The sequence below is a fragment of the Rhodococcus sp. NPDC059234 genome, assembly GCF_042754225.1.
Classification (GTDB): Bacteria; Actinomycetota; Actinomycetes; order Mycobacteriales; family Mycobacteriaceae; genus Rhodococcus_G.
Map to the genome: position 1 here is coordinate 1 of NZ_JBHZAH010000058.1, position 20,629 is coordinate 20,629.

A 20,629-nucleotide genomic window follows, 5' to 3' on the forward strand; every position below is an offset into this window, starting at 1 on the left:
CCTGCTCCCGGTGATCCGTCCGGGTCGACTCGACGAGGGTGATCGCCTTGGCGATCTCCCCTCGCCTACCGGCGAGGACCGAGTCGCCCAGAGCGGTCAGATCCAGCGGCGGACGGCTAGTCGGCGGCACTCAGATCGTGTCCCAACTGTGCCGCGAGCTTGCGCAGCAAGCCGATGGCGGCGTCGGCGAGCACCGTGCCGGGCGGGAAGATCGCTGCCGCACCGGCCTCGTAGAGCTCGTCGAAGTCACCGGGCGGGATGACCCCGCCGACGACGACCATGATGTCGGGACGGCCCACCCCGGCGAGCGCCTCCCGCAGCGCCGGCACCAGTGTCAGGTGACCGGCGGCGAGGGAGGACACACCGACGATGTGAACGTCGGCGTCGGCAGCCTGGGTGGCCACCTCCTCGGGGGTCTGGAACAGCGGTCCCACGTCGACGTCGAATCCGAGGTCGGCGAAGCCGGTGGAGATCACCTTCTGGCCGCGGTCGTGTCCGTCCTGGCCCATCTTCGCGACCAGGATGCGCGGGCGGCGGCCCTCGGCCTCCGCGAACGCCTCGACGAGTTCGGTTGCGCTGGCGATGTTCTCCGCCTTTCCGGCCTCGTCCCGGTACACACCGCTGATGGTGCGGATCTCGGCCTGGTGACGCCCGTACACCTTCTCGAGCGCGTCGGAGATCTCGCCGACGGTCGCCTTGGCGCGGGCCGCGTTCACGGCGAGCGCGAGCAGGTTGTTCTCCATGCCACCCTCGGTGGCGGAAGCGGCACGGGTGAGCTCGGCCAGCGCGGCCTGGGTGGCGGCCTCGTCGCGCTCCGCGCGAAGCTGCTCGAGCTTCGCGAGCTGCTCGGCACGCACCTTGGTGTTGTCGACCTTGAGCACCTCGATGCTGTCCGGCTCGTCCGGCACGTACTTGTTGACGCCGACCAGCGGCTGCCGGCCGGAGTCGATCCGGGCCTGAGTGCGGGCCGCGGCCTCCTCGATGCGCAGCTTCGGGATGCCCTCGCCGATGGCCTGCGCCATGCCGCCGGCCTCCTCGACCTCCGCGATGTGCGCGCGGGCGCGGTTGGCGAGTTCGTTGGTCAGCCACTCGACGTAGTGCGAGCCGCCCCACGGGTCGATCGGCCGGGTGGTGCCGGACTCCTGCTGCAGCAGCAGCTGGGTGTTGCGCGCGATGCGGGCCGAGAAGTCGGTCGGCAGCGCGATCGCCTCGTCGAGCGCGTTGGTGTGCAGCGACTGGGTGTGGCCCTGGGTCGCGGCCATCGCCTCGACGCAGGTGCGCGCGACGTTGTTGAACACGTCCTGCGCGGTCAGGGACCAGCCGGAGGTCTGCGAGTGGGTACGCAGCGAGAGCGACTTCGCGCTCTTGGGTTCGAACTTCTCCACCAGTTCGGCCCACAGCAGGCGGCCGGCGCGGAGCTTGGCGACCTCCATGAAGAAGTTCATGCCGATGGCCCAGAAGAAGGACAGTCGCGGGGCGAACTTGTCGATCTCCATGCCCGCGTCCAGGCCGGCACGGATGTACTCGACGCCGTCGGCGAGGGTGTACGCCAGCTCCAGGTCGGCCGTGGCTCCGGCCTCCTGGATGTGGTAGCCGGAGATCGAGATCGAGTTGAACTTCGGCATCTTCGCGCTGGTGTACCCGAAGATGTCGGAGATGATCCGCATCGACGGCTTCGGCGGGTAGATGTAGGTGTTGCGGACCATGAACTCTTTCAGAATGTCGTTCTGAATGGTTCCGGCCAGCTGATCGGGCGTGACGCCCTGCTCCTCCGCGGCGACGACGTACAGCGCCAGGATCGGCAGCACCGCGCCGTTCATGGTCATCGACACCGACACCTGGGACAGGTCGATGCCGTCGAAGAGCTGACGCATGTCGAGGATCGAGTCGATCGCGACACCCGCCATACCGACGTCACCCTGCACGCGCGGGTGGTCGGAGTCGTAGCCGCGGTGGGTCGCCAGGTCGAAGGCGACCGACAGGCCCTTCTGACCGGACGCCAGGTTGCGACGGTAGAAGGCGTTGGACTCCGCCGCGGTGGAGAACCCGGCGTACTGACGGATGGTCCACGGCTGGTTGACGTACATAGTCGGGTACGGGCCGCGCAGGAACGGGGCCGCACCGGGGAAGCTGTCGAGCGGGTAGCCCGAGGCCTGGGCCGCGTCGCGGTCCGCCTTGGTGTACACCGGCTTGACGTCGATGCCCTCGGGCGTCGACCACACCACGTCCTCGGCGGCGTAGTTGTTCGCCTTGGCGGCTTCCTCGATGTGCGCGGCGACCTCGGCCTCGGTCGGCGCGGACGGGGCCGGGAAGTCGGGGTCGGTCAGCGGCACGTCGGCAAAGCTGCCGATCTCGTGCTGGATGCTCATTTCGCTCCCAGGGTGTCGAGCAGCTCGGACAGCGCCGAGACCGCGTCAATGCGGGCGGTGAGGAAACCGTCGGGACGGTCCGCGCCCTCCGCGTCGGCGAAGGTCTTCTCCGGTCCGGCGAGCAGCACGGTGGTGACACCCGCCGCGCGCAGCGCGTCGACCGCGGGCACGCCGTCGGTGCCGTACCGCTTGTCGGTGCCGCAGAGCACCGCGACGGTGGTCTCCGAGTCCCGGACGATGCCGGTCACGGTCGCCAGGTCGAGGGTGCCCGGGTTGACCGCCTCGATGCCGCCGGAGGCGAGCAGGTTCGAGGCAAAGGTCGTGCGGCCGTTGTGTTCCGCGACCGGACCGAGCGCCGCGAGCAGCACCTTCGGCCGATGGCCGTGCTCGGCGAGGAACACGTCGGAGCGGTCCCGCAGGGCCTCGAACGCCGCGCCGTAGCGCGCCACACCGGCGAGCGGCGACTGGCCGTCGGCGAGCGGGGCCTCGGCGAGGTTGGGGAACTCGTTGACGCCGGTGACCGCGGTCTTGCGGTGCGCGATGTCGGATGCGCGCTGCTCCCGGGTGGCGGCGATGCGGTCGGCGACCAGTCCCGACTCGAGCGCCGCGGCGAATCCGCCGTCGGCCTCGATCTGCTGGAAGAACTCCCACGCCTTCGCCGCGATCGAGGCGGTGAGGTCCTCGACGTACCAGGATCCTGCACCCGGATCGAGCACGCGGCCGAGGTGCGACTCCTCGAGCAGCAGCAGCTGGGTGTTGCGGGCGATGCGGGCGGCGAAGGACGCCGAGGTGTCGAGGGTGCCCGCGGGGACGGCCACATCGAACGGCAGCACGGTGACCGAGTCGGCGCCGCCGACGCCGGCACCGAACGCGGCGAGGGTGGTGCGCAGCATGTTCACCCACGGATCGCGCTGGGTCATCATCGCGGCGGAGGTGACCGCGTGCTGCGGTGCGCCACCGAACTCGGAGGCGCCGCACACCTGCGCGATGCGGGCCCACAGCTGGCGGCCGGCCCGGAACTTGGCGATGGTCTGGAACTGGTCGTCGGTGGCGGCGAGCCGGAACTCGACCTGCCCCAACGCCTTCGAGATCGTCACACCGGAATCGACGAGTGCGCGAAGGTACTCGATCCCGGCCGCGACGGCGGCACCGAGCTCCTCCGCGTCGGAGGCGCCCGCATTGTGGAACGCGGTGCCGTCGACGGTGATCGCGCGGACGGTCTCGGCGCGGTCGGCAGCGGTGCGCGCCAACGCGACGGCCTCGGCGAGGTCGACGTCGGCGTGTCCGGCGAACCGGCTGGTGAGCGGGGCAGCACCGAGACTGACCGCGACCGAGGCACGGTCGGTGACGCCGTCACCGGCGGCCGCGCGAGCGTCGATCACCGCGAGCACCTGCTCTGCGGCGGCGACGGCGCGCACGCCGGCGTCGAGCGTCAGCGGGGCGAGGTCGAGCAGCACGCCGTCGAGCGCGGCCGCGAGGGATTCCGCCGACAGCCCGTCGCCGCCGACCTGCAGCCAGATCGCGCTGATGCCGTTCTCGAGGCCGTCCAGGATCGCCTGGTTGACGACCTTCGGCTCGGACTCACCGGCACCGAAGGCGGCACTGACCTGCCAGCCGCGGTTCACGTCGCGGTGCGCGTCGCGACCGCGGACGAAGGGGAACGCGCCGGGCAGCGCGGTTTCGGGGGTCTCGTCGCGGCGCGTGTAGAGCGGCGCGACGGTGACGCCGTCGTAGGTGGTGGTGTCGAGGAGTCGTTCCGGGTCTGCGGGCAGCTCGGAGACGTCGACCCGACGGGCCTTCGCGAGCACCGCGGCCACCGCTTGCTGCCAGGCCGCGTAGTCGCGGGCAGCTTCCTCGGCCTGTGAAGCGTGTGACACAGGAGCTTGTGACACGGTGTCTGCTTCCTCTCGATATTCGGACACAGTCATTGTTCTGTGATGCTAGCCGCACGGATTCGGGCGTTATCGCGTGGATCACCTACCCTTCGGTAACCTCGCGCCATGAGTATCAGCGGGGCCACTGCCCCGGCCCCGCTTCGCACGCCGCAAGGCCTGTTCCGGGTGGGCCCGCCGGTCCGCGTCGACGGTCGAAATCAGATGACGATGGACCTCGCCCCCGGATCCGGGCCGGTGTCGACGGCGGCGCTGGGCGTCCTGCTCGACGACATCCTCGGCTTCACCTTGTTCGAGCACAAGGGCAGTCGGTCCGGACTCGTCAGTGCGGAACTGTCGGTGGACTTCGTGCGGCCGAGCGGCTGGCAGGGCCGCCGACTGACGGCGGAGAGCCGCCTCGAACGGCTCGATGCGGACGGCGGGCTGAGCTCGGTGCGGGTGGTCGACGGCGCCGGTATCCCGATCGCGACGGGCACCGCGTGGGGGAACTTCGTCGACGGTGTCGAACCGACCCGAGGCGGCGCGGTCGCCGACCACGTCGAGGCCGTCGACGGACCGTCTGCGCCACCGATCGAACTGATCGGCGGGCACCTCGAACGCACCGAGACCGGTGCCCGACTGACGGTGCCCGCGGACCGGTCGCTGGCCAACTCGATCGGCGTCATGCACGGCGGGATCCAGGCCTGCGCGTACGACCTCGTCGGGAGTGCACTCAGCGGCAGCGGGGGCTCCTCCGCGATGCAGACCAGTTCCCTGCGGATCAACTTCTTCCGGCCCGTCACCCTCGACCGTCCCGCCGTCTTCGACGCCGAGGTGGTCCGGGCCGGACGGCGGGTGTCGGTGGTGCAGGTCACCGGCCGGGACGGCGTCGGCCGCACGTGCGGGGTCGCGACCGTCACCTGCCGTCGCGAGTCCGACGAGACGGCGCTGGACTGATCAGCGCACCGACCGGGGCGCAGGTAGCCTTGGCAGCCGTGAGACGGCGCCTGCGTGACCCGAGGACGATCGGGGCACTGCTGCTGATCGTGGCGCTGTGCGCGATCGCGTTGTTGGCCCCGCATCCGTCGGTCGAGCAGATGCGCGACTGGTCCCGGTCGATGGGCCCGGCCTTCCCGCTGGCCTTCTTCGCCGTGCACGCGGTGGTCACCGTGGCGCCAGTCCCCCGCACCGTCTTCACGGTCACGGCCGGCCTGCTGTTCGGCGCGGCGACCGGGGTGCTGATCGCGGTCGCCGCGACCACGCTCAGCGCCGCGCTGGCCTTGCTGTTGGTGCGCGCGGTGGGGCGGGACGTCGTCGCCGCCCGGCTGACACATCCGGCGATCCAGAAGGTCGACGATCGCCTGGCCCGGCGTGGCTGGCTCGCGGTGGGGTCGTTGCGGCTGATCGCGCCGGTGCCGTTCTCGGTGATCAACTACTGCAGCGGCGTCTCCTCGATCCGGTTCGTTCCGTACATCCTCGCGACGCTCGTGGGGATCGTGCCGGGCACCATCGGCGTCGTGGTGCTGGGCAACGCGCTGGGCGGGGACACCGATCCGGCGCTGCTCGCACTGTCCGCGGTGTGCATCGTGATCGGCGCGCTCGGCCTGGTGCTCGATGCCCGCATGGGGGTGCCGGCCGGTCCTGCCACGACGCTCGAGCAGTCGCGGGAGCGGGCAGGCGAGGTCGCGTCCGAGGCCTAGCGGTCAAGCCTCGGCACTGGCAAGCGCGTTGTAAAGCCTCAAACCTTGATTTTGAATTCTCAAGCTTCTAGCCTTGACAGATGTTCGTGTTGACCGTCGACCAACGAGGCAGCCGACGTGACGTCGACCGGGTGGCACCGCTGCTCGACGAGTTCGCGGCCGCCGAATTGGTGCGTCCGTTCGAACGCACGGCCGGCGACGAGGTGCAGGCAGTCACCGACGACGCCGCGCTCGCCCTCGACCTCGCCCTCGACCTCGCCGCCCGCGGACAGTGGAGCGTCGGCATCGGCGTCGGACCGGTCGAGACGCCGCTTCCCCCCAGCACTCGAGCCGGTCGAGGGCCGGCCTTCGAGGCGGCCCGGATCGCGGTCGAACGGGCGAAGAACCTGCCGGGAGCGGTCTCGGTGCAGGGCCCGGAACGGTCCGACGATCGTCGCGCTGCCGACGCCGAAGCCGCCGTGATGCTGCTGACGCTGCTGGTGTCGCGACGGTCGGACGCCGGCCGGTCCGCGGTCGCGGCGATGCGAGACGGGCTCACCCAGGCGGAGGCCGCCGAGCGGCTCGGGATCAGCAAACAGGCAGTCTCGCAACGCCTGTCGGTGGCAGGCTGGCAGGCGGAAGCGGCCGGCCGGCGGCTCGCCGAGCGACTACTGGAGGACGCCGACCGATGACCGCACTCGCCCTGATCCTGCTCGGCCTGGCCGCAGTGACTCCGGTGGCCTTGGCGAGTAACAGGATCCCGCTGTGGATCAGCCCAGCCGTCGCGTCACTGGCGCTGGGCGGGGCCGCCCTCGCCGCGACCGGCACCCATCCCGTCAAGGGATTCGCACTGGGCGCCACGCTGGTGACAGCGGTGGCCGCGGCCGCGACCGGTGGCGCTCCCCTGGCCCGCGCCGCGTTCCGGATCGCCAAGCGCCAGCCCGACGCGGGACCGGCGGCCGGCGAATCGCCCGCGAGCCCCGGACCGCTGCGCGGCGGCCGGACCATCGGAGTGCTCGAGCGCACCGCGGTGGCCGTCGCGATTCTCGCGGGCTGGCCGGAGGGTCTCGCCGTCGTGCTCGCGGTCAAGGGGCTGGCACGGTATCCCGAACTGCGCGAACCGAACGCTTCCGAGCAGTTCATCATCGGAACCTTCACGTCAGTGCTGTGGGCGGTCGCGGTGTGCGGCGTCGCCAAGGCGCTCATCACCTGAGCAGGTCCCCAGGGCCCGTACCCGTCCCCCTCGACGCCCGACTACTCCAGCGCTAGAGTAGTCGCGTGACCGATCCCCTGACCGACGCCGAACTGACCCTGCTCGGGCTCCTGTCCGAGCAACCCCGGCACGGCTACGACCTCGACCGTGTGATCGAGGACCGGGGCATGCGCGAGTGGACGTCGCTGGGCTTCTCCTCGATCTACTACCTCCTCGACAAGCTCGCCCGGAACGGGCTCATCGAACCCGTTCCCTCGACCGAGACCCGTTCGCGGCGGGTGACATACCGGCTCACGGGCCACGGCCACACGTCGGTGTCGGCGCAGACACTCGACGCCATCGACTCCCTCGACCCGATCCGGGCACGCGTCCTGATCGGCATTGCCAACAGCCCCGACCTGGGCTCACCGGCGGTCACCGACCGACTGCGAAGCCGGGTGGCCCGGCTCGGGGCGCAGCTCGACGAGCTGCGTGAGCAACGGCTCCGGCAGTCACCACTCCCCGATCAGGCCGACGCCCTCTTCGACTACGCCGAGGCGATGATCCGGGCCGACATCCACTGGGCCGAACAGGTCCTCGCACGCAAGAAAGGCGCCGACATGGACAAGTACGACATCAAGAAGGCACACAAGAACCTGTACGGACCGACCGCGAAGGCCTTCGTCACCGTCGACGTCCCGGAGATGACGTACATCGCGGTCGACGGCCACGGCGACCCGAACACGTCAGTCGAGTACACCGCCGCCGTCGAGGCGTTGTACGCGACCGCGTACACGATCAAGTTCGCGAGCAAGAAAACACACGGCCGCGATCTCGTCGTCGCACCGCTCGAAGGCCTCTGGCGGGCCGCAGATCCGAGCGCCTTCGTCACCCGCGCGAAGGACGGCTGGGACTGGACGATGATGATCGCGCAGCCGGAGTGGATCACCGCCGACGACATCGAGCAGGCGCGTACGGCGGCCGCCGCCAAGAAGGATCTCCCGGCCCTCGAACGCCTACGCCAGATCACCCTCGCCGAGGGTCGATGTGTGCAGATTCTGCATCGCGGCCCCTACGACGACGAGGGGCCCACCCTGGCCCGGCTGCACGACGAGTTCATGCCGGAGCACGGCCTGACCTTCAACGGCGATCACCACGAGATCTACCTCAGCGACGCCCGCAAGACGGCCCCGGAGAGGCTGAAGACGATTCTGCGCCAACCGGTCCGCGCCGCGATCTCGGCCGACATTTAGGATCCGAGGGCGAATCCACCGCACATTCGTGGCCGGTCCGGTCGCCGTCGCTGGAGAATCGGCGACGACGACGCACTGTTCACCGAGGCGTGACGACGATCCGAGCCTTGCCCGCCGGAACGTTGGTGATGTTGCGCACCCGTCCACGCTCGGACCTGGCCGCCTCAGGGAGCGACAACCGGTAGCGGGTGAGGATCTCGCGCAGCACGGTCGTGCCCTCCATCACCGAGAAGCCGGCGCCGATGCAGCGGCGGACTCCGCCGCCGAACGGGAGCCAGGTGTTCGGCGCCACCTCCCCCTCCAGGAATCTCGACGGCCGGAATTGTGCTGTGTCGGGATAGTTTTCGCCGCTGCGATGGGCGAGCAGGATCGAGGTGTTGACCACGGTGCCCGCCGGCAACTGCCAACCGCCGATCGTCAGGTCCTGGGTGAGCTTGCGGGCGGTGGACGCGATCACCGTGTGCAGGCGCATCGCCTCCTTCATCACCGCCTCGAGCTGTTTGTCCTCGCCCCCGAGCGCGGCCTCGGCAGCGTGCCGCTGGATCTCGGGGTTGGCGGCGAGTTCGTAGAGGGCCCACGACAGAGCTGAGGCGGTGGTTTCGTGTCCCGCGAGCAACAGCGTGACCAGCTGGTCACGGAGCTCGGCGTCGGAGAGCGGCGGGTCGTCGTCGTCACCTGCACCGACGTGGAGCAGCCGAGAAAGGACATCGCTGCGCTCGGCGAGGTCCGGTGCGCGTCTGCGGTCCGCGATCTCGGAGTAGAGGAGCGTATCGACTTCTCTCTTGTTGTCCTGGAAGCGCTTCCACGGTCCGAATCGACGGAGCCGAGGCATCGCAGCGCCGACGAAGACCAACGGGTTGAGGTTGACGATCTGGTGCAGACGCGGTGCGAGCCGGGCGCGGGTGACGTCGTCGCCGACCCCGAACACCACCTGCATGATGACTTCGAGCGTGAGGGCGTTCATCCGGTCCAGGGTGGTCACCTCCGCCCCTGCCTCCCACGAGCCGACCTCCTTGGCTGCGATGCCCGCCACGACGTCCTGATAGCCACGAATCGAGGCGCCGCTGAACGCGGGCATGAGCAGCCGGCGAGCGCGCGCGTGCTCGTCCTCGTCGGTCAGGAGCAGGGAGTGCTCGCCCATGACCACTCCGAGGATCTGGTTTCCCTCGCCGGCGTGCAGGTCCTGGGGACCAGCAGCGAAGATCTCCTTGATGTGCTCGGGGCGGGAGAACACGACGAGGCGGTCGGCGTAGGGCGGCACTCGCAGGGAGAAGACGTCACCGTAACGGCGGGCCATGGCGGGAAGGAACTGTGCTCGACGACGCTGGAACAGGATCGTCTGAGCGGCTGCCGGCATCCGCGGTCCGGGCGGGAACGGGGTCTTCACGCGACTCTCCTCCAATCATCGGGTCGAGTTCGCCGGCTCCTACTGCCCCGGCGGCAACTGCTCACCGGGTTCCGCGAAACCCGAAGGTAGCTCGTCTGCCTCCCGATGCTTCGGCTCGAGCTGGTGCTCGGGCATGAGCGAGGTGTCCACCGGCTGCCTGGCCACCGCCTCCGCCGCGGCCACGGCACGGGCCACCGACGGGTCGGTCTTCGTCTCGAACCAGTCCGCGACCTCGTCGGAGTCGTCGACCGGTGCGGCGGGCGCCTCGGCGGTGGTTTCGTAGCGGAACACGCCGTCGTCGCCGGGTGCGCCGAGCGTCTTCGCGAAGCCCTTCAGCGCGTCGCCGAAATCGCTCGGCACCAGCCACACCTTGTTCGCGTCCCCCTGCGCCATCTGCGGCAGGGTCTGAAGGTACTGATACGCAAGCAGTTCAGGGGTCGGCTTGCCCGCCTTGATCGCCGCGAACACCTTCTCGATCGCCTTCGCCTGCCCCTGCGCCTGCAGGTACTTCGCCGCGCGCTCACCCTGCGCGCGCAGGATTCGGGACTGCCGCTCGCCCTCGGCGGTGAGGATCGCGGCCTGCTTGGCGCCCTCGGCCGCGAGGATCCGGGACTGCTTGTCGCCCTCGGCCGTCTTGATCGCCGATTCCCGATGACCCTCGGCCGTCAGGATGGTGGCCCGCTTCTCGCGGTCCGCCTTCATCTGCTTCTCCATCGACTCCTGGATCGACGGCGGCGGGTCGATGCTCTTGAGCTCGACCCGAGCCACCCGCAGGCCCCATCGCCCGGTCGCCTCGTCGAGGACGCCGCGCAATTGCCCGTTGATCGAGTCACGCGAGGTCAGCGTCTCCTCCAGGGTCATGCCGCCGACCACGTTGCGCAGCGTCGTCGTGGTGAGCTGCTCGACACCGACGATGTAGTTGTTGATCTCGTACACCGCGGCCTGCGGATTGGTCACCTGGAAGTAGACGACGGTGTCGATCGACACGGTCAGGTTGTCCTGCGTGATCACCGGCTGCGGCGGGAAGGAGACCACCCGCTCGCGCAGGTCGACCTTGGCCCGGACCCGGTCCACGAAGGGGACCAGGAACGTCAGCTGTCCGGACACCGTCTTGGCGTAACGGCCGAGCCGTTCGATGACCGCAGCCTCGGCCTGGGGGACCAGCGTGACGGACTTCGCCACGACGATCACCACCAGCACCACGATCACGGCAAGAACTATCAGTGCAGCCACGTGCGTTCCCCTCCAGTCACTTCGGGACCAGCAGACATCTACGGAACCCGCCACACGACGGCGGTGGCGCCGTCGATCTCCATCACGGTCACCGTGGTTCCGGGCGGGTAGACCTCGGTCGCGTCGAGCGCCCGCGCCGTCCACACTTGACCGTCGAGCTTGACCTGGCCGCCGTGCTCGGCGACCTCCTCGAGCACCAGCGCATGCTTCCCGGGCAACGCCTCGACGTTGGTCGGCAGCAGCGGCGGCTTCGAGAACCGGCGCAGCAGCGCGGGCCGGACACCGAGGATCAGCGCCAGCGACACCACGGCGAAGATCACCGCGTCGATCCACACCGGCAGGTCCGTCACCGCGGTGACTCCTGCGGTCGCCAGCGCGCCGCCGGCCAGCATCAACAGGAAGAAATCTCCCGTCAGCGCTTCGGCCGCGGCAAGCAATACCCCTGCTACCAGCCAGATTATCGCTGTCACGACACCATCTAACCAGAATCGGCGTCCCGGCGGCCGGGGCCGCGATTCGGTTCCCGGCGTCAGTCGACGGTGACGAAGTCCACCAGTCGCTCGACCGCCCCGATCAGCGGCGACTCGAGGTCCCGGAAACTGGACACCGCGCCGTAGACCCGACGCCACCCGTCCTGCGGCGTCCCCCATCCCAGTTCCCGGCAGATGCCGGTCTTCCAGTCCTCGCCGCGCGGGATCTTCGGCCAGGCTGTGATGCCGACAGCCTTGGGCCGCACCGCTTCCCACACGTCGATGTACGGGTGACCGGTCACCATCACGTAGGGGCCGAGGTTCTGGGTCATCCGGGACTCCTTGGAACCCTCGACCAGATGGTCGGCCAGCACCCCGACCTTGCGTCCCGGGCCCGGCTCGAACTCGGCCAGCCGGTCCGCGAGGTTGTCCAGACCCTCGAGGTGCTCGACGACGACGCCCTCGACCCGCAGGTCGTGCCCCCACACCCGCTCGACCAGCGCCGCGTCGTGGATGCCCTCGACCCAGATCCGGCTGGGCAACGCGGTCCGCGCACGCAGCCCCTCGACCCTGGTCGAGCCCGACGCGGACCGGGTCGCCGCGGCGGGCTTCCTCGGCGCGGTCGGCCGGACCAGGGTCACGGCCTTGCCGTCGATCAGGAACGCGGCCTGCCTCATGGCGAACAGCCGGGTCTGCCCCCGCCCGTCCTCGAGCCGGACGTAGTCGCCGTCGTACGTCTTCTCCATGCCGACGACCGCCCCGCAGTAGCCGGTGCCCGCATCCTCGACGACCAGGCCCTTGTCCGCGGGCACCTTCGGGTACTCGGGGCGCCTGCTGCGGGTGTGACCGTTGAAGATGTTTCCGCCGTACATGTCGCGTGCACTCACGGCCGTCAACGCTAGGACACCCCGCCGATGGCACGGTTCCGCCACGCCGACCTATGCTGGAATACCGTGTCCTGTCCCAGTTCCACCCTTGTCATGTGGGCCGCCGCGTGGCTCGCCGGCGCGTGCTCGCCGGACGACGTCATCGACGCCGTACAGGCGTGGGCGCCGATGCACCTGGTGGGTGCCGGCGACGCCGAGGCCGCTGTGCAGTGGGACCTCCCCTGGCCTGACCCCGAGGACGCCGGTCCCGTCCTGCTGCTGCGTGCGGTGCGGCGACTGACCACCGAGGACCCCGAGGCGTCGGTCGCGCTGGTCCTGCCCGCGGCGGGCGACGTCCGCGGACTGCCGGTCGGCACCACCTTCGCCGGCGCCGCGATCGAGTCCGGGCAGGGCGTGCTGGTCGGCGCGGCCGGTCGTCCGGGGCTCGGACTGGTCCCGACGATCGAAGGCCCGGACGTGTTGCGGTGGACGGTCTTTCCGATTCAGGCCCTGCCCGGCGAGTCAGATCAGATCGGCCTGGGCGAGGCTGAGTTCGAGCTGCGCCGAGCGGTCCGGGAGGCGGCCGAGGCGTTGGCCTCCATGCAGGGCGGCTACGCCCGGGACGACACCGATCCGCGGACGCGGATCGCCGAGACGCTGGCCGACCTCGCGCACCACGGCCAACCCCGGTCGACACCCGTCCGCGCCCTGAGGATCTTCGACACCGCGGACCAGGTCGCGGCCATCCTGACCGTCGCCGGGGATTCCAGCGGTCGCGCTCAGAGCGCCGCCGGTGCCGCGGCCAGGGAGGAGACGCTGCGGCCCCTGTGGTCGGCGGTGCGCAGGGCCCGGCTGGCGGCGGTCAGCGCGAGTGTCCAGGCCGCACTGCCGAGGCCGTGACGCCTCCCTACTTCTCCGCGGTCACGTACGTCGACCGGGTCGTCAGGTCGGCGAGTTCCTCCGGCAGCGGCGGCACCGGTACGCCGTAGTCGGCCGCGAGTTCGAGCAGCGTGAAGGGATCCACCGACCACCCGTGCCCGGTGAGCCACACCGCCGGATCGGCCCGCTCGTCCTCGTAGAACAGTTCCGCCACGTCCATGTCACCGAACGGGTTGACGGGAAAGTACTTCTCCCGGATGGCCTCGAAGCGCCGCAGGTCAGCTCCGTTTCCGAACCCGTCCACGGCGAGCCTGCTGCCCGGCGCCGAGAGACCGTCGATCCGTTCGAAGAGCGCGTCGTGCGCGGCGCCGGGCAGGTACGGCAACAGCCCCTCCGCCGACCAGGCGGACGGCCTGCCGGGGTCGAAGCCGGCCCCGGCCAGTGCCGCGGGCCAGTCGTCGCGCAGATCAACGGCGACCGGGCGCCGATCCACCTTCGCGTGAGCACCGTGCTCGGTGAGCACCTCGTTCTTGAACTCGAGTACCTTCGACTGATCGACTTCGAACACGGTGGCGCCTGCCGGCCAGTCGAGCCGGTAGGCCCGCGCGTCCAGCCCGGCGGCGAGAATCACCGCTTGCGACACTCCCGCGGCCGCGGCCGACAGGAAGAAGCCGTCGAAGAACTTGGTCCGGATGCCCATGAATCCGGGAAAGAAGAACGGCGTGTCCTCGAGCGGGGACGGGTCAGCCAGCAAGCCGACGAAGTGGGGGTCGGCGGCCGCTTCGACGAACCACCTCGCGAACTCGTCCTCGATCAGCGCATCCGGCCGGGCCGTCTCGAGCGCCCGGAATGTCGCCACACCCAACGCGGTGCGGCCCACGCTGCTGACAATGTCCCAGTTGTCGCCATCAGTTCGCATCACGAAAGATGCCTCCCAGTCCCAACGCTCAGGACTCTACGCGCGTGAACTGCGCGCGGACACCCATCCCGATCGCCCAAAACGCTGTGCCCGGCCGACGACCGGAGTAAACCGAACTCGGGGGTCTACTCCGAAGAGGTGCCGCAATGTCCGCAGAGCACACCGATCATCGGATCGACCGGCGCCGGTTCATGACCGGCGCCGCGGCCGTCGTGGGCGGCGTCACCGTCCTGACCGACCTGTTCGACAAGCGCGCGGACGCCGCCGAGCGGACAGCCGCCGCCCGCGGCGGCTACATCCAGCCCAACATCGTGTTCATCGTCGTCGACGAGATGCGATTCCCACAGGTCTTCCCCGCGGGCGTCAGCACACCCGACGGGTTCCTCCGGCGGTTCATGCCGAACCTGCACAGCCTGTGGGCACCCGGCGTGAAGTTCGGTCAGCACTTCACCGCGGGAGTGGCGTGCAGTCCGGGCCGGGCCTGCTTCGCCACCGGTCTGTATCCAATGCAGACCTGGCTGCTGCAGACGCGGACGGGCACCCGCAGCGCCCCGGTGCCGTCACCGGCGCTGGGGCGGGGGTTTCCCACCTACGGCAAGATCCTGCGGCAGGCCGGGTACGAGACGCCATATGTCGGCAAGTGGCACCTGTCCCCGTCGCCGGACCAGGACGCGGGTGTCGGCGAGGGATACCTGGAGGCGTACGGGTTCCAGGGACTGACGATGCCCGACATCGTCGGCGACAACGGAGACGGCATCAACTTCGACGGCGCGATCGCACAGCAGGGCGCCGCCTGGCTCGCGAACCGGCGCCCCGACCAGAGTCCGTTCTGCTTGACCGTCAGCTTCGTCAACCCACACGACAAGCAGTTCTTCTGGGCAGGCACGGAGCCGGAGCGCTACACCTCCGTCTACCAGAACCACCAGCCCCCGTTGACCCCGGCACGAACGTGGTCCCCGGTCGCGGGCATCGAGTCCGACCCGCCCCGCGTCGGATACGCACCGGTCCCGCCGAACTGGGAGCCCGCCTCCGCGCTGAAGGCGAAGCCGACGACGCAGACCTTTGCGCGCGAGTTCCAGGCGCTCGTGTGGGGCGGGGTCACCGACGACCAGGCCAACGCCACGAACTTCTACATCCAGCCCTACGGCGACGGCACCGACCCGAAGCGGAACATCGCGTGCGCGCCGTACACCTATTGGGAACGCGCTCTCGACAGCTACACCCAGGTGTTGTCGATGGTCGACGACCACATCGGGACGGTCCTGCACGCGCTGCCCGAGGACGTCGCCCGCAACACCGTCTTCGTGATGACCTCCGACCACGGCGAGTACGCAGGCGCGCACGGATTCGTCTCCGGCAAGCTCGCCACCGCCTACGACGAGGCCTTCCACATTCCGCTGATCGTCGCGGACCCGACCGGCCGCTTCACCGGCGACACCGACACCCTCCGCAACCAACTCACGTCCAGCGTCGACGTGCTGCCGATGCTCGCAACGCTGGGCTACGGCGACCGAAGCTGGATGGCGGGCGACCTCGCGGAGATGTACGCCGAGCGGCTCGACCTGGTTTCGGTGCTGCGCAGCGCCGCGGCGCCCGGCCGCGACCACGTCGTGTTCGCCACCAATGAGCATGCCCCACAGGCGGTCATCTGGAACCGGTCCCCGCAGCACATCTACGTCATGCGCACGCCCGAGGCGAAGGTCGCGGTGTACTCGGGATGGTTCGGCGACACCGCCTACGTCGATCCGTCGACCTTCCAGTACGAGTTCTACGACTACGCGACCGACCGCGGACGCGCCGAACTCGACAACACCTTCGACGACGACCCCCGGGCGAAGGCGATGGCGGCGCAGTTGATGTCGCAGTACCTGCCCGGGCAGTTGGCCGCTCCCCTACCGCCGTCGTACCAGCAGCAGAGCGCGGCGTCGATGACCCGCTATCTCACCTACATCCAGGCCGTCAACGGGTACGACAACATTCAGCTCGACGTGCAGAACGCACTGGCGAACCTCACCGCATTCGGCGAGGTGTTCTGACCGTGCCGGGCTCGCCGTCACCCGACGCACTCGACCCGCACGGCACGGTCGTCGGCTCGGTCGTGGACATGGCCGGCGTCTCCCGGGCGAAGGTCATGCCGGTCGCGCGGCTGTCGACGTTCGTGGAGTCCGGTGCGGGCGCGTCGCCTTGCTGGAATGTCTTCTGCATCGACAACCACATCGCCTTCACGCCGTCGCTGTCGGTCGTCGGGGATCTTCGATTGCGGATCGACCGCGACGACCTGCGGGACCTCGGCGGCGGAACGTACTGGGCGCCAGCCGATCTTCACGACCAGGACGGGCAGCCGTGGCCCGTCTGCCCGCGCCGAACCCTCCGCCGCGCCACCGAGCGACTGGCCGAGGAGGGTTTCACGGCCCGGATCGGTCACGAGGTCGAGTTCACCCTCTTCGACGCGCTCGGCCCGCAGGAATGGTCGGCCTACGGTGTGAACGCCGCCCTCCGCCAGGACGGGTTCGTACGGGACCTGCTCGACGCCGCAACGACGGCAGGCCTGACCGTGGAGCAGGTCCACGCCGAGTACGGGCTCAACCAGTTCGAGATCTCGCTCGGCCCCGCCGACCCGGTGACCGCCGCCGACAACGCTGTCCTCGCACGGATTCTCGTCAGTCGGACCGCGCGCGCCCACGACCTGCGAGCCTCGTTCGCGCCTCTGCCCGTCGCCGACGCCGCCGGCAACGGAGCACATCACCACCTCTCCCTGCATCGCGAGGACCGGCCTCTGTTCTCCGGCGGAGACGGGCCGCACGGACTGACCACACCCGGCGCTCGCGCCGTCGCCGGGATCCTCGCCGCCCTCCCCGACTTCGTGCTCGTGCTCGCCGGGTCCGCGCTCTCGCACCTGCGACTGCAGCCGAACACCTGGGGCGGCGCCTACGCCTGCTGGGGACTCGAGAACCGGGAGGCCGCGGTCCGCCTGTGCGCGGACACGCCCGGCAATCCGCGCGGCGCGCACCTCGAGGTCAAACCCATCGACGCGTCGGCGAACCCGTATCTCGCGGGCGCGACGATCCTCGGGGCCGCGCTCGCCGGGATCGAGGGCGAACTGCCGCTGCCACCCGAAGTCGCGGTCAACCCGGCACAGCTGTCCGAGGAGGAGCGCCGCGCCGCCGGCGTTGCACTGCTGCCGAGCCTGCCGGCGGACCTGCTCGGTCGACTGCGGACCTCGCGGCTGGCCGGGGACGTGTTCGAACCGCTCCTGCTCGAAGCCCTGCTCGCGGTGAAGGGGTACGAGTTGAGCGAGTACGGCCGCACCCCTCCGGCGGAGGTCGCGGAGCGATTCCGGTTCGCCTGGACGATGTAGCGCCTACTTGCCGGGCTGCGGGGACTGGAAGGTGTAGATGCGGCAGCCGCTCATGTTGGCGGTGGACACGACCTGGTCGGCCCGGGTCTGGTCACCCTTGTCCACCAGGTTGTTGGCGAGCGCGGCCTGATCGTTGCAGAAGGGCTGCTGCTTGGGGTCGTCCGTCGGATTGCTGAAGTAGGTCTGCTGTGTCGCGGCGAACGCCGCGGGCGCGGCGCCGAGCGACGCGGTGACGGCGGCGACCGCACAAATGGCCGCTACAAGGGTGCGACGGAACATGACTACCTCCCGCGGTGCGCACACGCACCGGCGATGACACCATCGTCGCATCCGAACAGCTCCGGGACCAGAGCTGCGACCGCGAATTCCCAGGTCGGAACGGTTCAAGTCTGGGGTTTCGTCCACCGAAGCAGACAGCGGAAGTGCAGTCGCCTGCGGATGCGCACCACCCCGTCTGGGTCAGCGGGTCGGTCGCCGTGCGGGCTCGCAGCAACGCGTGGCACACAGCGCGCCGTCGACCCCGGCGCCGTACAGCGGCTCGGACCCCAACCGGCGCGCCGGCTCGCCCCGTGTCTGCTCGTTGACCAGGGCCGAAATCAGCTGCGCGAAACGCGGATCCGTCCCCGGCGTACCGACCCGCACGTAGCCGAGGCCGAGTTCGGCGGCACGGTCCTTGGCCTCCGTGTCGAGGTCCCAGATGACCTCGAGGTGATCGGACACGAACCCGACCGGACACACCACGACCGCCTCGGTACCGGACGCCGACAGCGCGTCCAGGTGGTCGCAGATGTCCGGCTCGAGCCACGGCACCTGCGGTGGGCCCGAACGGGACTGCCAGACCAGGTCGTAGTCCCCCGCCCCGACGGCCTCCGCGCACAGCCGTGCGGCCTCGGCCACCTGCCGGCTGTAGAGCCTGCCGCCGTCGGCCGGCGGTCCCGCCGACGCATCGGCGGAGACCGGCACCGAGTGCGCGGTGAACACCAGCCTGGCCTTCGGCCGCTGGTCCTCGGGAAGTCGGTCGCGCGCGGCGACGATCGCGTCCGCGAACGCCGAGATCAGCAGCGGGTGGTCGTAGTACTGCCGCAGCTTCACCAGCGTCGGCGCGTCCTGGCCGACCGCCTCGCGGGCGCGGGCGACGTCCTCGTGGTACTGCCTGCAGCCCGAGTACCCGCCCCAGGCCGAGGTCGGGAACACCAACGCGGTGCGGACACCGTCGTCGCGCATGCGAGCGACGGTGTCCTCGACCATCGGATGCCAGTTCCGGTTGCCGAAGTACACCGGCAGTTCGGTTCCGGCGGAGGCGAACTCGGCCTGCACCGCGCTGATGATGTCCCGGTTGAGTGCGTTGATCGGCGACACCCCACCGAAGTGCAGGTAGTGCTCGACGACCGCGTCGAGGCGCTCGGGCGGCACTCCCCTGCCCCTGGTCACGTTCTCCAGGAACGGGCGGACGTCGTCGGGCTTCTCGGGTCCGCCGAAGGACAGCAGCAGGAGGGCGTCGTACACCGCGTCAGCCCATGAAGTTCTCAGGGAACCACGTGTTGTGGCTGGCGCCGCCGTCGACGTAGATGATCGAACCGGTGGTGGCGGGCAGGAAGTCCGACAGCACCGCGCAGACGCTGGTGCCCACGACGCCCGGCTCGTCGACGTTCCAGCCGATGGGCGATGCGCCGTCCCAGTAGTCGTTCAGCATGTTCAGCTTCTTGGCGTCGTCGGTCGCCGTTCCCGAGATCGCCTTCGCCGCGAGCGTCTTGATCGGCCCCGCTGCCACCAGGTTGGAGCGGATCTTCTTGGCGTAGCCCACTTCCCGTGCCACGTACCGATTCACCGACTCCAGCGCGGCCTTGGCCACACCCATCCAGTTGTAGTCCGGCATCGCGGTCCGCGGATCGAAGTCCATACCGACGATCGAGCCGCGCTCGTTCATGACCGGCAACACGGCGCGCGCCAGGGAGGCATAGCTCCACGCGGAGATCTCGAAGGCCTTGGCGACGTCAGGTCCGGGGCCCTCGAGGAACGGCAGGGCGTCGGGCCCCATCAGGGTCCTGGGTGCGAAGGCGATCGAGTGGACGACACCGTCGAGCCCCTCGGGTGCCAGCTCACTGACCTTGTCGGCGAGCGCGCCGAGGGACTCCTCGTCGGTCACGTCCAACGGGATTGCCGGCGGCACCTCCTGCGGCAGGCGCTTGGCGATCCGGTCGATCAGCCGCAGCCGCTCGGGGATGCCGGTGATGATCACCTTGGCGCCCTGCTCCTGTGCGACCTTCGCGGTGTGGAACGCGATCGATGCGTCCGTGATGATGCCGGTGACGAGAATGGTCTTGCCTTCGAGCAGTCCGCCCATAGCGCTTCTCCTGTGATGAAAGTCTGTGTGTGGGTGAAGTTTCGAGCGGACCTAGTGGCCCATGCCCATGCCGCCGTCGACCGGGATGACCGCGCCGGAGACATACGCGGAGTCCTCCGAGGCGAGGAAGCTGACCACGGCGGCGACGTCCTCGGCCTTGCCAACGCGCTGCAGCGGGATGAACTTCTTCGCCATCTCCTTCATGTCCTCCGGCAGGTCGGCGGTCATGTCGGTCTCGATGAAGCCGGGTGCGACGACGTTTGCGGTGATCGACCGCGAACCCAGCTCGCGGGTCACCGAGCGCGCCAGGCCGATGACCCCGGCCTTGGAGGCGGCGTAGTTGATCTGCCCGGCCTGACCGGCCATGCCCACCACCGAACCGAGGAAGATCATCCGGCCCCAGCGCCCCCGCAGCATGCCTCGGTTGGCCCGCTTGGCGCAGCGGAAGGCACCGGTGAGGTTGGCGTCGATGACGTTCGTGAACTGCTCCTCGGTCATCCGCATGAGCAGCGTGTCGTCGGTGATGCCCGCGTTGGCCACCAGTACCTCGACCGGGCCCTGGTGCGCCTCGACCTCGGAGAACGCCCGGTCCACCGACTCCGCGTCGGTGACATCGCACTTGACGCCGAACAGGCCCTCGGGAACCCCGGACCCGCGGTGGGTGACGGCCACCTTGTGACCGTCCGCGACGAGACGCTGGGCCACCGCGAGGCCGATGCCGCGGTTACCTCCGGTCACCAGCACGGAACGGGACGGGGTGGAGGGGTTCGACATTCGATCAACCTATCTGTTCGTGTTCGTCTGACGGA

General features: G+C 69.7%; 19 protein-coding genes and 1 pseudogene. 8 read left to right on the forward strand and 12 right to left on the reverse strand.

Features of this window, described 5'->3' with window-relative positions; all coding sequences use genetic code 11:
* From ACFXGJ_RS13950 to mutA, 3 genes and pseudogenes are all read right to left on the reverse strand, one after another.
* Positions 1 to 130 (reverse strand): annotated as a pseudogene (locus tag ACFXGJ_RS13950) (methylmalonyl Co-A mutase-associated GTPase MeaB); the annotation flags it as partial.
* Positions 117 to 2,369, reverse strand: a complete 2,253-nt coding sequence (gene scpA, locus ACFXGJ_RS13955; RefSeq protein WP_378620612.1) for a methylmalonyl-CoA mutase — start codon at positions 2,367 to 2,369, stop codon at positions 117 to 119. The pseudogene ACFXGJ_RS13950 and the gene scpA, both read right to left, overlap by 14 nt.
* Positions 2,366 to 4,246: a methylmalonyl-CoA mutase small subunit gene (gene mutA / locus ACFXGJ_RS13960; protein WP_378620615.1), complete on the reverse strand. Its 1,881-nt coding sequence runs from the start codon at positions 4,244 to 4,246 to the stop codon at positions 2,366 to 2,368. The genes scpA and mutA overlap by 4 nt, the downstream gene beginning before the upstream one ends.
* A gap of 123 nt (positions 4,247 to 4,369) precedes the next feature.
* Here mutA and ACFXGJ_RS13965 point away from each other — a divergent pair, with 123 nt between their 5' ends.
* The 5 genes from ACFXGJ_RS13965 (at position 4,370) to ACFXGJ_RS13985 (ending at position 8,364) form a co-directional block, all read left to right on the forward strand.
* The gene (locus ACFXGJ_RS13965) at positions 4,370 to 5,197 is read left to right on the forward strand and encodes a PaaI family thioesterase (RefSeq protein ID WP_378620617.1); all 828 of its coding nucleotides are present in this window, start codon (positions 4,370 to 4,372) and stop codon (positions 5,195 to 5,197) included.
* Between the two features lie 38 nt (positions 5,198 to 5,235).
* Positions 5,236 to 5,940 carry a TVP38/TMEM64 family protein gene (locus ACFXGJ_RS13970; RefSeq protein ID WP_378620620.1) on the forward strand — a complete coding sequence of 235 codons (705 nt, stop codon included), beginning with the start codon at positions 5,236 to 5,238 and terminating at the stop codon, positions 5,938 to 5,940.
* 80 nt (positions 5,941 to 6,020) lie between these two features.
* Complete coding sequence (locus tag ACFXGJ_RS13975; RefSeq protein ID WP_378620624.1) at positions 6,021 to 6,611, forward strand: hypothetical protein; 591 nt, start codon at positions 6,021 to 6,023, stop codon at positions 6,609 to 6,611.
* Positions 6,608 to 7,132: a hypothetical protein gene (locus tag ACFXGJ_RS13980; protein ID WP_378620627.1), complete on the forward strand. Its 525-nt coding sequence runs from the start codon at positions 6,608 to 6,610 to the stop codon at positions 7,130 to 7,132. The genes ACFXGJ_RS13975 and ACFXGJ_RS13980 overlap by 4 nt, the downstream gene beginning before the upstream one ends.
* 65 nt (positions 7,133 to 7,197) lie before the next feature.
* Positions 7,198 to 8,364: a GyrI-like domain-containing protein gene (locus ACFXGJ_RS13985; RefSeq protein WP_378620629.1), complete on the forward strand. Its 1,167-nt coding sequence runs from the start codon at positions 7,198 to 7,200 to the stop codon at positions 8,362 to 8,364.
* A 79-nt stretch (positions 8,365 to 8,443) separates the two neighbouring features.
* On the opposite strand, the gene ACFXGJ_RS13990 is transcribed toward ACFXGJ_RS13985, so the two are convergent.
* The 4 genes from ACFXGJ_RS13990 to ACFXGJ_RS14005 are packed head-to-tail and all read right to left on the reverse strand — an operon-like array spanning position 8,444 to position 12,341.
* Positions 8,444 to 9,751 carry a cytochrome P450 gene (locus ACFXGJ_RS13990; protein ID WP_378620633.1) on the reverse strand — a complete coding sequence of 436 codons (1,308 nt, stop codon included), beginning with the start codon at positions 9,749 to 9,751 and terminating at the stop codon, positions 8,444 to 8,446.
* A gap of 39 nt (positions 9,752 to 9,790) precedes the next feature.
* Positions 9,791 to 10,984: an SPFH domain-containing protein gene (locus tag ACFXGJ_RS13995; protein WP_378620636.1), complete on the reverse strand. Its 1,194-nt coding sequence runs from the start codon at positions 10,982 to 10,984 to the stop codon at positions 9,791 to 9,793.
* 38 nt (positions 10,985 to 11,022) lie between these two features.
* A complete protein-coding gene (locus ACFXGJ_RS14000; protein ID WP_378620640.1) occupies positions 11,023 to 11,454 on the reverse strand; it encodes an NfeD family protein in 432 nt (143 codons plus the stop codon).
* Positions 11,455 to 11,513: 59 nt separating this feature from the next.
* On the reverse strand, positions 11,514 to 12,341 hold the full coding sequence (locus ACFXGJ_RS14005) for a DUF3097 domain-containing protein (protein ID WP_378620644.1): 828 nt from the start codon (positions 12,339 to 12,341) through the stop codon (positions 11,514 to 11,516).
* 66 nt (positions 12,342 to 12,407) lie between these two features.
* Between ACFXGJ_RS14005 and ACFXGJ_RS14010 the strand changes: the two genes are divergently transcribed.
* Positions 12,408 to 13,220 carry a hypothetical protein gene (locus tag ACFXGJ_RS14010; protein WP_378620646.1) on the forward strand — a complete coding sequence of 271 codons (813 nt, stop codon included), beginning with the start codon at positions 12,408 to 12,410 and terminating at the stop codon, positions 13,218 to 13,220.
* A gap of 7 nt (positions 13,221 to 13,227) precedes the next feature.
* On the opposite strand, the gene ACFXGJ_RS14015 is transcribed toward ACFXGJ_RS14010, so the two are convergent.
* Complete coding sequence (locus tag ACFXGJ_RS14015; protein ID WP_378620673.1) at positions 13,228 to 14,118, reverse strand: class I SAM-dependent methyltransferase; 891 nt, start codon at positions 14,116 to 14,118, stop codon at positions 13,228 to 13,230.
* A gap of 146 nt (positions 14,119 to 14,264) precedes the next feature.
* On the opposite strand from ACFXGJ_RS14015, the gene ACFXGJ_RS14020 reads away from it, so the two are divergent.
* A complete protein-coding gene (locus ACFXGJ_RS14020; protein WP_378620648.1) occupies positions 14,265 to 16,154 on the forward strand; it encodes a sulfatase-like hydrolase/transferase in 1,890 nt (629 codons plus the stop codon).
* A gap of 68 nt (positions 16,155 to 16,222) precedes the next feature.
* The gene (locus tag ACFXGJ_RS14025; protein ID WP_378620675.1) at positions 16,223 to 17,476 is read left to right on the forward strand and encodes a glutamine synthetase; all 1,254 of its coding nucleotides are present in this window, start codon (positions 16,223 to 16,225) and stop codon (positions 17,474 to 17,476) included.
* 3 nt (positions 17,477 to 17,479) lie between these two features.
* Here ACFXGJ_RS14025 and ACFXGJ_RS14030 read toward each other — a convergent pair whose 3' ends face one another.
* The 4 genes from ACFXGJ_RS14030 to fabG1 form a co-directional block, all read right to left on the reverse strand.
* A complete protein-coding gene (locus ACFXGJ_RS14030; RefSeq protein WP_378620650.1) occupies positions 17,480 to 17,755 on the reverse strand; it encodes a hypothetical protein in 276 nt (91 codons plus the stop codon).
* Positions 17,756 to 17,935: 180 nt separating this feature from the next.
* A complete protein-coding gene (locus ACFXGJ_RS14035; protein WP_378620652.1) occupies positions 17,936 to 18,982 on the reverse strand; it encodes a ferrochelatase in 1,047 nt (348 codons plus the stop codon).
* Between the two features lie 4 nt (positions 18,983 to 18,986).
* On the reverse strand, positions 18,987 to 19,820 hold the full coding sequence (gene inhA, locus ACFXGJ_RS14040; RefSeq protein WP_378620654.1) for an NADH-dependent enoyl-ACP reductase InhA: 834 nt from the start codon (positions 19,818 to 19,820) through the stop codon (positions 18,987 to 18,989).
* 51 nt (positions 19,821 to 19,871) lie between these two features.
* A complete protein-coding gene (fabG1, locus tag ACFXGJ_RS14045; protein WP_378620656.1) occupies positions 19,872 to 20,594 on the reverse strand; it encodes a 3-oxoacyl-ACP reductase FabG1 in 723 nt (240 codons plus the stop codon).
* Positions 20,595 to 20,629 lie beyond the last annotated feature (35 nt).